Genomic DNA, 12797 nt, shown 5'->3' on the forward strand with positions numbered 1-12797 from the left:
ACGCGACGGACGCCAGCCCGTGTGCCTTCGCCCAGCTCAGCAGCTCTTCGTGCCGCACATCGATGTCGGTGCGCAGCGGTCGGTCGGTGCGGGCGGCGAGCGAAGCGAGCAGTGCCTCGGCCGTCGCCGTGTCGCGGGCGATGAGCGGACCCACGACATGGGTGTCCATGTTGGGCCAGGCGGCCGCGTAACCGATGATCCGCCCGGCCTCCTCGGCGACGCGCAACTGATCGGCGAAGGCGGGCAGACGGGTGATGATGTGCGTCCGGTCGACACCGAACACCTCCTCGTCGAGCCGGACGATCGCAGGGAGATCCTCCGCGGTCGCGGCCCGGGTGGCGACCTCCGGCCGGTCACCCGTGGGGACGAAGTGGCCGCGCAGCATCTCGGCGTGGCCGGTGACCTTGAACCCGAGTTCCTCGTACAGCGAGCGGCCGTAAGAGGTCGCGTGCAGGGTGAGGGGAGTGGTGCCCATCGCCGAGACGATGTGCCGCATGAGCCGGCGTCCCACTCCCCGGCGGGCATGCCGCTCGGCGACCAGGACCATGCCGACGGCCGCGAGAGCGGGCTGTTCCCGCGGGCCGTACTCGGTGACGACGCAGGCGGCCACCAGACCACCGTCGGGATCGTCGATGCCGTACCCCTTCCCGGCCGCAAGGAGGAGGCCCCACTTGTGCTCCTCCCGTGGCCACCCCCGGTCCTCGGACAAGTCGGCGCAGGCGGTGAGGTCGCGAAGCGTCAGACGGCGGATGGGCAGAGAGGCAAGGGAAGGTGTCGGCACGCAGGTCAGGCTGTCCGACAGGGAGGTGCGGCGTCCACCCGTTTCAGAAGACTCGTGTGAGCTTTTGGCCATGCCGTGGTCGCGGACGGAGCACGGACACGGGCGCGGGACGTTTCACGTGAAACATGCGAGAACGGCGCGTGGCCGGTTCTTTCCGCCGGGAGATGAGGAGAGCAGAGCCCGTTAGCCTCGTCGCTCATGGCGAGGCTTCATCTCTTCGATCTTGACGGCACCCTGCTCCACGGCAGTTCGGCTCCCGTGGAGATCTCGCGGCAGCTGGGACTGGAAGCCGAGGCGGTGGCCCTCGACCGGGCGATCTCCTCCGGCCTCATCGGGCCACCGGAGTACGCCACACAGGTGCACACGCTCTGGGCGGGCCTCACGGAGGCGCATGTGGCGGCGGCGTTCGAAGCGGCTCCGTGGCTGGCCCGTATCCGCGAGGTCTGGGCAGAGCTCACACGGAACGGTGACTACTGCGCCGTTGTCTCGCTGTCCCCGTCCTTCTTCGTGGAGCGGCTCACCGACTGGGGTGCGCACGCGGCGTACGGCTCCCGCTTTCCCGCCGTGCCGTTCAGGGAGCCCGTGGATCCGGCCGGCGTCCTCAGCGCGGCGGCCAAGGTCCGGATCGCCGACCGTCTGTGCGCGGAGTTCGGGGTGACCCGCGCGGACTGCGTCGCCTATGGCGACTCGATGTCGGACAAGGACCTGTTCGGCGCGGTGCCGGTCTCCGTCGCGGTCAACGCGGACCGGCATCTGACCGGCCTCGCGACCCACTCCTACACGGGGCGGGACCTCTGGGAAGCCTACGAACTGGTGCGGGCCGCGTAAGGATCGGGTGTCACCCGAGGTCGGGGGCGTGCATGGCGCGTACACCCTCGATATTGCCGTCCAGGTAGTGCCGCAGGGACAGTGGCACCAGGTGGACGGAGGCGATCCCGACGCGGGTGAACGGCACGCGGACGATCTCGTACTCGCCGACGGGTTCGTCGACCTCCGGACCGTGGCGCAGGGACGGGTCCATGGATTCCAGGCGGCACACGAAGAAGTGCTGCACCTTCACGCCGGTGGCGTCGCCGTCCGCGCCGATGTGCTCCACGGTGTCGACGAAACAGGGCACCACATCGGTGATCTTCGCGCCGAGCTCCTCGTACACCTCCCGGTGCAGGGCGTCCACCACGGTGGAGTCCTTCGGCTCCACTCCGCCGCCAGGGGTGAGCCAGTAGGGATCCACGCCGGGTTTGGTGCGCTTGATCAGAATCAGGTTCTCGCCGTCCAGCAGAACGGCTCGGGCGGTGCGCTTGACCACGGGTCGGACGGTCATGGGGGAAATGTGGCCCGGATGGTTCCACGTGAAACATCGCGAGAGGGCAGCGGCCGACTTCGCGGGGTGGGGCACCGCCCGGCGGGTCAGCACCAGCCGGTGGCCGCCCCCTCCAGCCACTCGTGGGCCCGCGCGATGTGCGGCATCGCCAGTGTGCCGGTGCGGACCACCAGGAAGTAGGTGCGCAGCGGGGGCACCGTCGGTTCGTGCAGGGCCACCACGTCGCCCCGCTCGAGCGCGCCCGCGCAGAGGTAGCGGGGCAGTACCGCCAGCCCCGCCCCCGCGGCGGCACAGGCCAGCACCGCGCGTAGATCCGGGACGATGACGGTGCCCGGGGCGACGGGGCGGGAGTCGAAGACGGAGGCCCAGTAGCGGGCGACGAAGGGAAGCGACTCGTGCACCTCGACCACCGGGACGTGTTCCAGGACCGACGGACCCGTGCGGCGGAGCGTGCCGGAGCCGATGCGCCCGGCCCAGCGCGGAGTGGCGACCAGGACGTGCTCCTCGTCGCAGAGCGCGGTCGCCGAGAGCAGGGCGCCGCGTGGCCGGACCGTGCTGATGGCCAGATCGTGATGTCCGGCGGCCAGTCCCTCGAGGACTTCCTCGGCGGTGCCGAAGGAGGCGCGCAGGGCGAAGCTCTGGCCGTCCTCTCCGGTCAGCTCCGTGAGCGCGGGCAGTGCCCGTTCGGCGGTGAACTCCGGAGGGCCGGCCAGATGCAGCGTCCGTAAGGAGGAGTCCTCCTCCAGCCCGGACTCGGCTATCTCCACCAGGGCGTCGAGATGCGGCGCCGCCTTGTGGGCGAGCTCGTCCCCGATGGTCGTCGGTGTCACACCGCGCGCCTGCCGGAGGAACAGGGGCCGCCCCAGTTGCCGTTCCAGCGTCCGTATCTGTGAGGTGACGGCCGGCTGGGAGAGGCCGAGCAGGGCGGCGGCACGGGTGAAGGAACCGGCCCGGTGCACGGTCACGAAGGTCCGCAGCAAGGCCAGATCCACGCCACACCCTCCCTCGCCGGCCCGCTCCGGGCCTGGACGTCCAACTATAAATAAGTCGATAGGTCGCTGTCGTTACTGTGATTGGACACTGACACTGAGTCAACTAGCCTTGGTCGCGCGGTTCTTCGCGCGCGGAACCGAGGACGGTCCGAGCCACGAGGGGGGAGGCTCGGACCGTCCGCCGCAATGTGCCGGGCGGCCGCCGCAGTGTGCAGGGCGCCCGCCGGCCCGGCCGGTCAGCCGGCTGATTCGTCCAGGGCCCGCAGCACGTCCGCGACCAGGTCCTCCGGGTCCTCGGCACCCACGGAGAAGCGGATGAAGCCCTCCGGCACAGCGTCCCCGCCCCAGCGCCCGCGCCGCTCCGCCGTGGACCGTACTCCGCCGAAGCTCGTCGCGTCGTCCACGAGCCGCAGCGCGTCGAGGAAACGGTCCGCACGCGCGCGGGTGGGCAGCGTGAAGGACACCACGCACCCGTAGCTCCGCATCTGCCGCGAGGCGATCTTGTGCGAGGGGTCGTCGGGCAGCCCCGGATAACGCAGCCCCGTGACCTCGGACCGCTCCCGCAGTGCCTGGGCGAGCGTCAGCGCGGTGGCGTTCTGCCGGTCGACGCGCAGCTGGAGCGTGGCGATCGAGCGGTGCGCGAGCCAGGCCTCCATGGGCCCCGGAATGGCGCCGACGATCTTGCGCCAGCGGCGGACGGCGGCCATGGCCTCGGCGTTCCGGCCGGTGACGTATCCCAGGAGCACGTCGCCGTGCCCGGTGAGCTGCTTGGTGCCGCTGGCCACCGCGAAGTCGGCGCCGAGCTCCAGCGGGCGCTGGCCGAGCGGTGTCGCGAGGGTGTTGTCGACGGCGACCAGGGCGCCGCGCGCGTGTGCCGCCTCGGCCAGCCGTCGTACGTCGCACACGTCGAGCCCCGGATTCGAGGGCGTCTCGATCCACAGCAGCTTCGCGCCGTCGAGGACCTCGAGCTGGGCGTCGCCGCCCGTCGGCGCGGTCCGCACCTCGATGCCGTACGTCTCCAGCTGGTCCCGCACCAGGGGCAGGGCCTGGTAGCCGTCGTCCGGCAGGACGACCGCGTCCCCGGCGCGCAGCTGGGAGAAGAGCACCGAGGAGATCGCGGCCATGCCCGAGGCGAACACCAGGGCCTCGACGTCCTTCCGGCCCGGCGCCTCCAGCTCGCCGACGGCCCGTTCCAGCAGCGTCCAGGTCGGGTTCTCGTCCCGGCCGTAGGTGTACGGGCCGGTGGGGTCGCCCGGCAGATGGAAGTGGGCGGCGAACACCGGTCCGGGCAGGGTCGGCTCGTGCTTGACCGGCTCGGGCAGCCCGGCCCGCACCGCGCGGGTGCCGTCGCCCGCCCCGTCCGGCAGTGCCTGTCCGTGACCCGCGCCCGTCGTCGAATCGTTCATGCCGCCTGTCCCTCCACCTGCTCGCGTACCGCGGCGAGCAGTCCGGTGCTCGCCGCCTCCACCATCTCAAGACACGCGTCGAATCCGTCCGCGCCCCCGTAGTAGGGGTCCGGTACGTCGAGATCGTCGCCGGCGGCGGGATCGTAGGAGCGCAGCAGACGCACCTTGTCGGCGTCCCGGTCCGTGGGCGCGAGGCGGCGCAGCACCCTGAGGTGGCCGGAATCGAGCGCGACGACGAGATCGAGGCGGGCGTACCAGGACGGGTCGAACCGCCGGGCCGTGTGGCCGGCGTCGTAACCGTTCTCCCGCAGCACGGTCACTGTGCGGGGATCGGCGCCCTCGCCCTCGTGCCAGCCGTCCGTACCGGCGCTGTCCACCTCGACCAGGCCGTCGAGCCCGGCCTCCGCCACCCGGGCGCGGAAGACGGACTCGGCCATCGGGGAGCGGCAGATGTTGCCGGTGCAGACGAAGCAGACGCGGTAGGTCATCGGCTTCAGTCCCTGTCGGGCAGGACGACGTTGAGCGCCCAGGAGACGACGGAGATGATCAGGCCGCCCAGTACGGCCGTCCAGAAGCCCTCCACGTGGAAGCTCAGGTCGAGCTGGTCGGCGAGCCAGGAGGTGAGCAGCAGCATCAGCGCGTTCACCACCAGGGTGAACAGCCCCAGCGTCAGGATGAGCAGGGGGAGGCTCAGCAGCTTCACCACCGGCTTGACCAGGAAGTTCACCAACCCGAAGAGCAGCGCGACCAGGAGAAGCGTGCCGATCTCCTTGCCCGTGCTGTCACCGGTCAGGGTGATCTTGTCGAGCAGCCACACCGCTACCGCCAGGGCGCCCGCGTTGGCGATCGTCTTGACTAGGAAATTCATCATGTGTCTGATCGTGGCAGACACGATCGGACTCGGGCAGTGAGGCAGGGGCGGGACTAGGGATGAAGGCATTCCGGCTGGACGAACTGGAGGCGGAGCGCGCCGCCAATGACGGGGCATACCTGCAGTTCCTGCGCGAGCGGAACATGTCGGTCGGCCTCTACGCCCTGGACGCCGGGTCCCAGGACCCGCAGCAGCCGCACGGTCAGGACGAGGTGTACTTCGTCGTCAGCGGCCGCGCGGCGATCACCGTCGGCATGGAGACCACCCAGGTGGCACGCGGCAGCGTCGTGTACGTGCCGGCCGGGGTGGCCCACAAGTTCCACCACATCAGCGAGGACCTGCGGGTTCTGGTGGTGTTCTCTCCCCCCGAGAGCTGAGGAGCGCTGTCGGGGTTCCCTAGGGGAACGGTCAGGGGAGGACAAGGGACGCGGAGCCCCCGCCGGAGCACCCGCCGCCCTAGCATCGAGTGCAGGACATCATCGACGCGACCCGGTACTCGGCGGGCGGAGAGGTAAGGACGAGGGCGATGCGAGAGATCTTCGCGGGACTGCCGTGGTGGGTGAAGTGGATCGCGGTGCCTGTCATCGCCCTGGTCGTGTTCGGCGGGCTGATAGCGAGCGTGGTCGGCTTCGTGATCTGGCTGCTCTTCAAGGTGCTGCTCTTCGTGGCGCTGGTCGGCGGTCTGATCTACGTCGTACGGAAGTTCACGTCGAGTTCCTCGTCGCGCAGCGACTGGTGAGCCGAGGGGTACCGGTGAGGCGGTAACAGGAATCACCGGTTCCCTCGGGCGGGGGAAGTTTCTCCGGCGGGCCGTCTGCGTGCGGTGACAGCCCGTTAGAGTCCGGAACTCGACGCGGGGGTGAGCCCCGCGAGCGGCGACCCCCACCCGTGTTCCCCGCACGGGCTGCCCCCTCGCGTTTCGGGAGTGACCCTTGGCCACGACTGGCACCGGCTCCGCGCACCTGGCCGCGGTCCCTCCGCAGCCCCGCTCGCCGGCGCCCACCGCACCGCCGCCCACCGCGACCCTCATCGGCTCCGTCCAGCGAGCCATGCGCCTGCTGGAGACCGTCGCCGGGCACGAGTACGGGGCTCCCGCCAAACAACTGGCCCGGGAGACCGGACTGGCGCTCCCCACCACGTACCACCTGCTGCGCACCCTGGTGCACGAGGGCTATCTGCGCCGCGACAAGGGACTGTTCTTCCTGGGGGAGGCGGCGGAACGGCTGAGCAGCAGCGGAGCGGAGCAGAAACGTCGCAGCACGGTGGTCGACATCCTCGCCCGCTGGCGGGACGCGATCGGCGCCCCCGTGTACTACGCCGTGTACCGCGAGGGCGAGATCGACGTCGTCTGCGTCTCCGAGACCCCCGCCCAGCCCGCGGTGGCGGAGTGGGCCGACTTCCGGGAGACCGGACACGCCCACGCGATCGGACAGTGCCTGCTCTCCCAGCTCGACGAGGAGGCGCGCCGCGACCACCTGGATCGCCATCCCGTGCGGCCCGTCACGCCGTACACCGTGCGCGACGACCACAGCCTGCTGAGGCGCCTGGAGCGGACGCGGCCGATGGAGCTGGTGATGGAGCGTCAGGAGTACGTGCTGGGGACGGTGTGCGCGGCGATCCCCATCACCGTCGGCGGCACGGCCGCGTCGATGGCCATCTCACTGCCCGCACACCAGGCCGACCGGCTCGTCCCCGCGGCACAGCGACTGCAGGCCGAGATGGGGCGTCTCGTCGGGTCACTCACGCTGTCTATCAGTATCTGAAAACTCACTCCTTGTGATCTCCTGTGTACGTTCAGCAAGATTCCCTCTGGTGCCAGGGTCCATGCCCGGCCAGTCCGTGGCGAATGACGGGGTAGGCGATGCGCGAATCCGTACAGGCAGAGGTCATGATGAGCTTTCTCGTGTCGGAGGAGCTGTCCTTCCGCATCCCGGTGGAGCTCCGCTACGACACCTGTGATCCCTACGCCGTGCGGCTGACCTTCCACTTGCCGGGGGACGCTCCCGTGACGTGGGCGTTCGGCCGGGAGCTGCTGATCGACGGCGTCGGCCGGCCGTGCGGAGAGGGCGACGTGCGCGTCTCACCGGTGGACCCCGACGCGCTGGGCGAGGTGCTGATCCGGCTTCAGGTCGGCAGCGACCAGGCGCTGTTCCGTTCGTCGACCGCACCGCTCGTGGCCTTCCTCGACCGCACCGACAAGCTGGTGCCACTGGGCCAGGAGGGGGCACTCGCTGACTTCGACGCCCACCTCGACGACGCGCTGGACCGGATCCTGGCGGAGCAGAGCACCGGCTGAAGCGTTACGCCAGTCGGGTGGACCGGTGGCGGAACGCTTCAGCGCGCTCCGCCCGCCACGCGGGACATCAGCGCTTACGGCGCCTGCCCCGCCCGCCGCGCCCGGCGGCCGGCCGCGCGTCCGGTGCCTGCCCGGTCCCCTGTGCCGGTGCCGGTCCGTGTCCCTGCGTCCGTGCCCGATCCGTCGGGCGGTCGGCCGAGACCACCAGCGCGGCCAGGGCCGTGGTCACCGGCACCGAGGCCACCAGGCCGATCGAGCCGATCAGGGTGCGCACGATCTCCTCCGCGACCAGTTCGCTGTTGGCGACCGTTCCCACGCCGCTCTGCGCGATGGAGAACAGCAGCAGCAGCGGCAGTGCGGCGCCCGCGTAGGCGAGGACCAGCGTGTTGACCACGGACGCGATGTGATCACGGCCGATGCGGATGCCCGCGCGGTACAGCCCGCGCCAGCCCGTCGACGGGTTGGCCTCGTGCAGCTCCCAGACCGCGGACGTCTGGGTGACCGTCACGTCGTCGAGGACACCGAGCGAACCGATGATGACGCCGGCCAGCAGCAGACCGCTCATGTCGATCCCGGGGTACAGCCCGTGGATCAGACCGGTGTTGTCGTCGGTGTTGCCGGTCAGCGCGGCCCACCCGATGAACACCGAGCCGAGGACGCCGATCAGCAGCAGCGAGATCAGTGTGCCGAGTACCGCCACCGACGTACGCGCCGACAGCCCGTGGCACAGGTACAGGGCGATCAGCATGATCGCGCTCGCCCCCACCACCGCCACGACCAGCGGATTCGACCCCTGCAGGATCGCGGGCAGGACGAAGAAGTTGAGCACCAGGAAGCTGATCGTCAGCGCGACCAGCGCCATGACGCCACGCAGCCGCCCCACGGCCACGACGGCGAGCGCGAAGATGCCCGCGAGCAGCGCCAACGGGAAGCGCCGGTTCACGTCGGTGACCGAGTACTGGAGGTCCTCGGGCGCGGAGGGCTCGTAGGCGACCACGACCTCCTGACCCTCGCTCAGCTGCCGGGACTGGTCCGGCTGCACGATCTCGTTGAACGTACGGCCCTTGTCGTCGCCGGTGTCGACCCGGATCGTCGCCTTCTTGCAGGTACCGTCCGCCTGCTGTTGGGCGGACGAGCCCTCGGCCGTGGAGGTGTCGCCGGTCGGGACGCCCCCGGAGGCGTTGACGGACTGGCAGCTCACCTCGACCACCTTCGTGACCGTGGCGTGCTGAGTCTGCCGGTCGAAGCCGACGCCGGTGCGCTCGTGCGCCGGGGCACCGCCCGGCCACAGCACGGCGAGTCCGATCAGCACCGCCGCCGCGAACGGGATCAGGATCGCCGCGATGACCTTGCGCAGGTGCTGGGAGACGGGCGCCGCCGGGCCGTGACCGTGGCTGTGTCCGTGCGCGTGGCCGTGACCACCGCCGTCCCCGGCGCCGGGTGTGCGCGGTGGTTCGGGCGGTTGGTACGGAGGAGGTTGAGAGGGGGTCACCGCCCGATCATCGCAAGAAGGGGATGGGCCCTCTGTTCACCGCGCCAGAAATGACGCTAGCGTGGAGGCGCTTTTGTACACGCGGGAGCTCGGAGCACCGGGCTGAGAGGGCGCTGACCTCCGTCTCAGCGACGTTTCACATGAAACATCACCGAAGTCGAGTGATGTTTCCCACGGAACGTCGGCAGACGGAAACCGCTGCGCCGACCGCCGAACCTGTTACCGGGTAATGCCGGCGTAGGGAGTAGGTCTCATGACCAACAAGGACGCACGCACGCCTGCCTCCACGCAGAACCCGACGGAGACGTCGGCGAACGGGGAGGCCGGGAAGTCCATCGGCTGGCACAAGGCGTACGTCGAGGGCACACGCCCCGACCTGCGGGTGCCGGTCCGTCAGGTGCATCTCACCAACGGGCAGTCGGTCACGCTGTACGACACATCGGGCCCGTACACCGATCCGCTCGTCGACACCGACGTCCGCCGGGGCCTGGCTCCGCTGCGAGAGAACTGGATCATCGCTCGCGGTGACACCGAGGAGTACGCGGGCCGTCCCGTCCGGCCCGAGGACGACGGGATCAAGCACACCTCTCCGCGCGGGGGCCTGCGCAATCTGGACGCCGTGTTCCCCGGCCGGCCGCGCCTGCCGCGCCGGGGCCGCGCGGGTCAGGCGGTCACGCAGCTGGCGTACGCGCGCCGCGGCGAGATCACGCCCGAGATGGAGTTCGTGGCGGTCCGGGAGAACGTCTCCCCCGAGGTGGTCCGTGAGGAGATCGCGGCGGGCCGGGCGGTGCTGCCGGCCAACGTCAACCACCCGGAGATCGAGCCGATGATCATCGGCAAGCGGTTCCTGGTGAAGGTCAACGCCAACATCGGCAACTCGGCGGTGACGTCCTCCATCGAGGAGGAGGTCGAGAAGATGACCTGGGCGACCCGCTGGGGCGCCGACACGGTCATGGACCTCTCCACCGGCCGCAACATCCACACCACCCGCGAGTGGGTGCTGCGCAACTCCCCCGTCCCCATCGGCACCGTGCCGCTCTACCAGGCCCTGGAGAAGGTCGACGGCCGGGCGGAGGAGCTGACCTGGGAGATCTACAAGGACACGGTTATCGAGCAGGCCGAGCAGGGCGTGGACTACATGACGGTCCACGCGGGCGTACGCCTCGCGTACGTACCGCTCACCGCCAACCGCAAGACCGGCATCGTCTCCCGCGGCGGCTCGATCATGGCCGCCTGGTGCCTGGCGCACCACAAGGAGTCCTTCCTGTACGAGAACTTCGAGGAACTCTGCGAGATCCTCGCCGCGTACGACGTCACGTACTCGCTCGGCGACGGCCTGCGGCCCGGGTCCATCGCGGACGCCAACGACGAGGCGCAGTTCGCGGAGTTGCGCACGCTCGGGGAACTCAACACGGTCGCGAAGCGTTTCAACGTTCAGACCATGATCGAGGGCCCGGGACATGTCCCGATGCACAAGATCAAGGAGAACATCGACCTTCAGCAGGAGATCTGCGATGAAGCTCCGTTCTATACGCTCGGCCCGCTGACGACGGACGTCGCGCCCGCGTACGACCACATCACGTCCGGCATCGGCGCCGCGATGATCGCCTGGTGGGGCACGGCCATGCTCTGCTACGTCACGCCCAAGGAGCACCTGGGCCTGCCCAACCGTGACGACGTCAAGACCGGCGTCATCACCTACAAGATCGCCGCCCACGCCGCCGACCTCGCCAAGGGCCACCCGGGTGCCCAGGAATGGGACGACGCGCTGTCCGACGCCCGCTTCGAGTTCCGGTGGGAGGACCAGTTCAACCTCGCCCTCGACCCGGACACGGCACGCGAGTTCCACGACGAGACCCTGCCGGCGGAACCCGCCAAGACGGCCCACTTCTGCTCGATGTGCGGACCGAAATTCTGTTCGATGAAGATCTCCCAGGACATCCGTCGTGAACACGGCGGAAGCCGGGACGAGATCGAGGAGGGGATGGCGCAGAAGTCGAAGGAGTTCGCGGAGGCGGGCAATCGCGTGTATCTGCCGATCGCGGACTGAGCGTCCACCGCGGGGGCGGTGCCCGTGGTGGGTGCCGCCCCCGCGGGGCAGCGGGCGCGGCCGCCCCTCCCCTTCGCCGGGGCGAGTGGGCAGACTGGCCGCATGACAGCGAGTCCGATGAGCAAGGGGTCCAATCTTCCCGTCGATGCCCGCGTGGTGCGCGTTGAGCTCGCTTGGGTGACCGGGGCCGGTGTGCCCGACATCGATGCCTCGGCACTGCTCCTCACGGAGGCCGGGCGGGTGCGGGACGACGGGGACTTCGTCTTCTACAACCAGCCTCGTCACGCGTCCGGCGCCGTGACGCATCTCGGGAAACAGCGCGGCACGCGGGAGACGACCGACACCGTGGAGGTGGATCTGGGCGCCGTGGAAGGGACGGTCGAACGGATCGTGCTGTGCGCGTCGGCGGACGGCGGGACGTTCGGGCAGGTGCCGGGACTGGTGCTCAGGCTGCTCGACGCCGGGGCGGGGACCGAGCTGGCCCGGTTCGACATGGCGGCGGGGACGGAGACCGCGTTCATCGGCGGTGAGTTGTACCGGCGGCAGGGGAAGTGGAAGTTCCGGGCGGTGGGGCAGGGGTACGCCTCCGGGCTCGCGGGCCTGGCCACGGACTTCGGCATCACCGTGGACGACGCGGCCCCGGTTTCGTCCGCTTCCCCCACGGCCACCACACCCCCGGTCCCACCCGAGGCCACCGCGGCCCCGGTCCCGCCGCCCCCGCCCGTTCCTCCCGCCGTGCCGGCCACGCCCGACCGGCAGCCCTCCGTGCCCCACTCCCACTCCCACTCCCACCCCGGCGCCCCGCGGCTCACCAAGGGCGAGGAGCGGTTGCCCGTCGACATGCGCAAGCGGTTGTCACTGCGCAAGGAGCAGGTGGCGGTCAGTCTGCGCAAGCACGGGGCCGCCGAGGTCACCGCGCGCGTCATCCTCGTACTCGACGCCTCCGGGTCCATGTCCTTCCTGTACTCCAAGGGGGTCGTGGCCGATGTCGTCGAGCGGATGGCGGCGGTCGCGGCGCAGCTGGACGACGACGGTGAGATGCAGGCCTGGACGTTCGCCTCGAACCCGGCCCGGCTGCCGGACCTGCGGCTGGGGGAGCTTCCGGAGTGGCTGCGGCTGCATGTGCGCGTAGGGGAGATGGGACTGTTCCGGCGCGGGCGGAAGAAGGGGCTGGAGCCCAGCCAGGTCGACATGCGGGACGTGGGCATCCAGAACGAGGAGCAGAAGGTCATCGCCGAGGTGCGCGCGTTCGTGCGGGAAAGTCCCACGTCCGCCCCGACCCTCGTCCTGTTCTTCTCCGACGGTGGCGTCTACCGCAACAAGGAGATCGAGCGCGAGCTCCGCGAGGCGGTGGAGGAGCCGGTCTTCTGGCAGTTCGTGGGGCTGGGCAGGTCCAACTACGGTGTGCTGGAGCGGTTCGACACGCTGCCGGGCCGCCGCGTCGACAACGTCGGGTTCTTCGCCGTCGACGACATCAGCACCGTGCCGGACGCGGAGCTGTACGACCGTCTGCTCTCCGAGTTCCCGCAGTGGATCACGGCTGCGGGACGGGCGGGGATTCTCTGAGATCCGCCCCGTCCCTCCGCCC

At 70.2% G+C, this 12797-nt stretch carries 14 protein-coding genes and 1 riboswitch; of the genes, 7 read left to right on the forward strand and 7 right to left on the reverse strand.

Annotated features, from left to right (window positions below):
- A partial coding sequence (locus tag KUM38_RS01685) for a GNAT family N-acetyltransferase (protein WP_217127453.1) occupies window positions 1-781 on the reverse strand: 781 nt, incomplete at its 3' end.
- Between the two features lie 198 nt (window positions 782-979).
- Here KUM38_RS01685 and KUM38_RS01690 point away from each other — a divergent pair.
- The gene (locus KUM38_RS01690; protein WP_217127454.1) at window positions 980-1609 is read left to right on the forward strand and encodes an HAD family phosphatase; all 630 of its coding nucleotides are present in this window, start codon (window positions 980-982) and stop codon (window positions 1607-1609) included.
- Window positions 1610-1619: 10 nt separating this feature from the next.
- On the opposite strand, the gene KUM38_RS01695 is transcribed toward KUM38_RS01690, so the two are convergent.
- From KUM38_RS01695 to KUM38_RS01715, 5 genes are all read right to left on the reverse strand, one after another.
- Complete coding sequence (locus KUM38_RS01695; protein ID WP_217127455.1) at window positions 1620-2102, reverse strand: NUDIX domain-containing protein; 483 nt, start codon at window positions 2100-2102, stop codon at window positions 1620-1622.
- An 86-nt stretch (window positions 2103-2188) separates the two neighbouring features.
- Window positions 2189-3094, reverse strand: a complete 906-nt coding sequence (locus KUM38_RS01700) for a LysR family transcriptional regulator (RefSeq protein WP_217127456.1) — start codon at window positions 3092-3094, stop codon at window positions 2189-2191.
- Between the two features lie 236 nt (window positions 3095-3330).
- Window positions 3331-4500 (reverse strand): cystathionine gamma-lyase, encoded by a 1170-nt coding sequence (locus tag KUM38_RS01705; RefSeq protein ID WP_217127457.1) that lies wholly within the window; start codon window positions 4498-4500, stop codon window positions 3331-3333.
- A complete protein-coding gene (locus KUM38_RS01710; RefSeq protein WP_217127458.1) occupies window positions 4497-4988 on the reverse strand; it encodes a low molecular weight protein-tyrosine-phosphatase in 492 nt (163 codons plus the stop codon). The genes KUM38_RS01705 and KUM38_RS01710 overlap by 4 nt, the downstream gene beginning before the upstream one ends.
- A 5-nt stretch (window positions 4989-4993) precedes the next feature.
- Window positions 4994-5371 carry a phage holin family protein gene (locus tag KUM38_RS01715; RefSeq protein WP_217127459.1) on the reverse strand — a complete coding sequence of 126 codons (378 nt, stop codon included), beginning with the start codon at window positions 5369-5371 and terminating at the stop codon, window positions 4994-4996.
- A 59-nt stretch (window positions 5372-5430) separates the two neighbouring features.
- On the opposite strand from KUM38_RS01715, the gene KUM38_RS01720 reads away from it, so the two are divergent.
- The 4 genes from KUM38_RS01720 to KUM38_RS01735 all read left to right on the forward strand — a co-directional run bounded on the left by KUM38_RS01720 (window position 5431) and on the right by KUM38_RS01735 (window position 7667).
- Window positions 5431-5748: a cupin domain-containing protein gene (locus tag KUM38_RS01720; protein WP_217127460.1), complete on the forward strand. Its 318-nt coding sequence runs from the start codon at window positions 5431-5433 to the stop codon at window positions 5746-5748.
- A gap of 149 nt (window positions 5749-5897) precedes the next feature.
- On the forward strand, window positions 5898-6110 hold the full coding sequence (locus KUM38_RS01725) for a DUF5326 family protein (protein ID WP_217127461.1): 213 nt from the start codon (window positions 5898-5900) through the stop codon (window positions 6108-6110).
- Between the two features lie 310 nt (window positions 6111-6420).
- Window positions 6421-7134, forward strand: a complete 714-nt coding sequence (locus KUM38_RS01730) for an IclR family transcriptional regulator C-terminal domain-containing protein (protein ID WP_217127465.1) — start codon at window positions 6421-6423, stop codon at window positions 7132-7134.
- A 98-nt stretch (window positions 7135-7232) separates the two neighbouring features.
- Window positions 7233-7667, forward strand: coding sequence for an SsgA family sporulation/cell division regulator (locus KUM38_RS01735; protein ID WP_217127462.1), 435 nt, complete (start codon window positions 7233-7235; stop codon window positions 7665-7667).
- Window positions 7668-7734: 67 nt separating this feature from the next.
- On the opposite strand, the gene KUM38_RS01740 is transcribed toward KUM38_RS01735, so the two are convergent.
- Window positions 7735-9159, reverse strand: a complete 1425-nt coding sequence (locus KUM38_RS01740) for a YibE/F family protein (RefSeq protein WP_217127463.1) — start codon at window positions 9157-9159, stop codon at window positions 7735-7737.
- A 71-nt stretch (window positions 9160-9230) separates the two neighbouring features.
- A riboswitch (TPP riboswitch) is annotated at window positions 9231-9420 on the forward strand.
- Between KUM38_RS01740 and thiC the strand changes: the two genes are divergently transcribed.
- Together thiC and KUM38_RS01750 are read left to right on the forward strand one after the other, a co-directional pair.
- The gene (gene thiC / locus KUM38_RS01745; protein WP_254396538.1) at window positions 9413-11209 is read left to right on the forward strand and encodes a phosphomethylpyrimidine synthase ThiC; all 1797 of its coding nucleotides are present in this window, start codon (window positions 9413-9415) and stop codon (window positions 11207-11209) included. It overlaps the preceding riboswitch by 8 nt.
- Window positions 11210-11311: 102 nt before the next feature.
- Window positions 11312-12775 carry a VWA domain-containing protein gene (locus tag KUM38_RS01750; RefSeq protein WP_217127464.1) on the forward strand — a complete coding sequence of 488 codons (1464 nt, stop codon included), beginning with the start codon at window positions 11312-11314 and terminating at the stop codon, window positions 12773-12775.
- Window positions 12776-12797 lie beyond the last annotated feature (22 nt).

This window comes from Streptomyces sp. AC558_RSS880 (assembly GCF_019049255.1).
Classification (GTDB): Bacteria; Actinomycetota; Actinomycetes; order Streptomycetales; family Streptomycetaceae; genus Streptomyces.

Bases quoted from the DNA above. Each gene is read 5' to 3' on its own strand.
- KUM38_RS01690 (WP_217127454.1), top strand. From the start codon at position 980: ATGGCGAGGCTTCATCTCTTCGATCTTGACGGCACCCTGCTCCACGGC.
- KUM38_RS01695 (WP_217127455.1), bottom strand. From the start codon at position 2,102: ATGACCGTCCGACCCGTGGTCAAGCGCACCGCCCGAGCCGTTCTGCTG.
- KUM38_RS01705 (WP_217127457.1), bottom strand. From the start codon at position 4,500: ATGAACGATTCGACGACGGGCGCGGGTCACGGACAGGCACTGCCGGAC.
- KUM38_RS01710 (WP_217127458.1), bottom strand. From the start codon at position 4,988: ATGACCTACCGCGTCTGCTTCGTCTGCACCGGCAACATCTGCCGCTCC.
- KUM38_RS01715 (WP_217127459.1), bottom strand. From the start codon at position 5,371: ATGATGAATTTCCTAGTCAAGACGATCGCCAACGCGGGCGCCCTGGCG.
- KUM38_RS01720 (WP_217127460.1), top strand. From the start codon at position 5,431: ATGAAGGCATTCCGGCTGGACGAACTGGAGGCGGAGCGCGCCGCCAAT.
- KUM38_RS01725 (WP_217127461.1), top strand. From the start codon at position 5,898: ATGCGAGAGATCTTCGCGGGACTGCCGTGGTGGGTGAAGTGGATCGCG.
- KUM38_RS01730 (WP_217127465.1), top strand. From the start codon at position 6,421: ATGCGCCTGCTGGAGACCGTCGCCGGGCACGAGTACGGGGCTCCCGCC.
- KUM38_RS01735 (WP_217127462.1), top strand. From the start codon at position 7,233: ATGCGCGAATCCGTACAGGCAGAGGTCATGATGAGCTTTCTCGTGTCG.
- thiC (WP_254396538.1), top strand. From the start codon at position 9,413: ATGACCAACAAGGACGCACGCACGCCTGCCTCCACGCAGAACCCGACG.
- KUM38_RS01750 (WP_217127464.1), top strand. From the start codon at position 11,312: ATGACAGCGAGTCCGATGAGCAAGGGGTCCAATCTTCCCGTCGATGCC.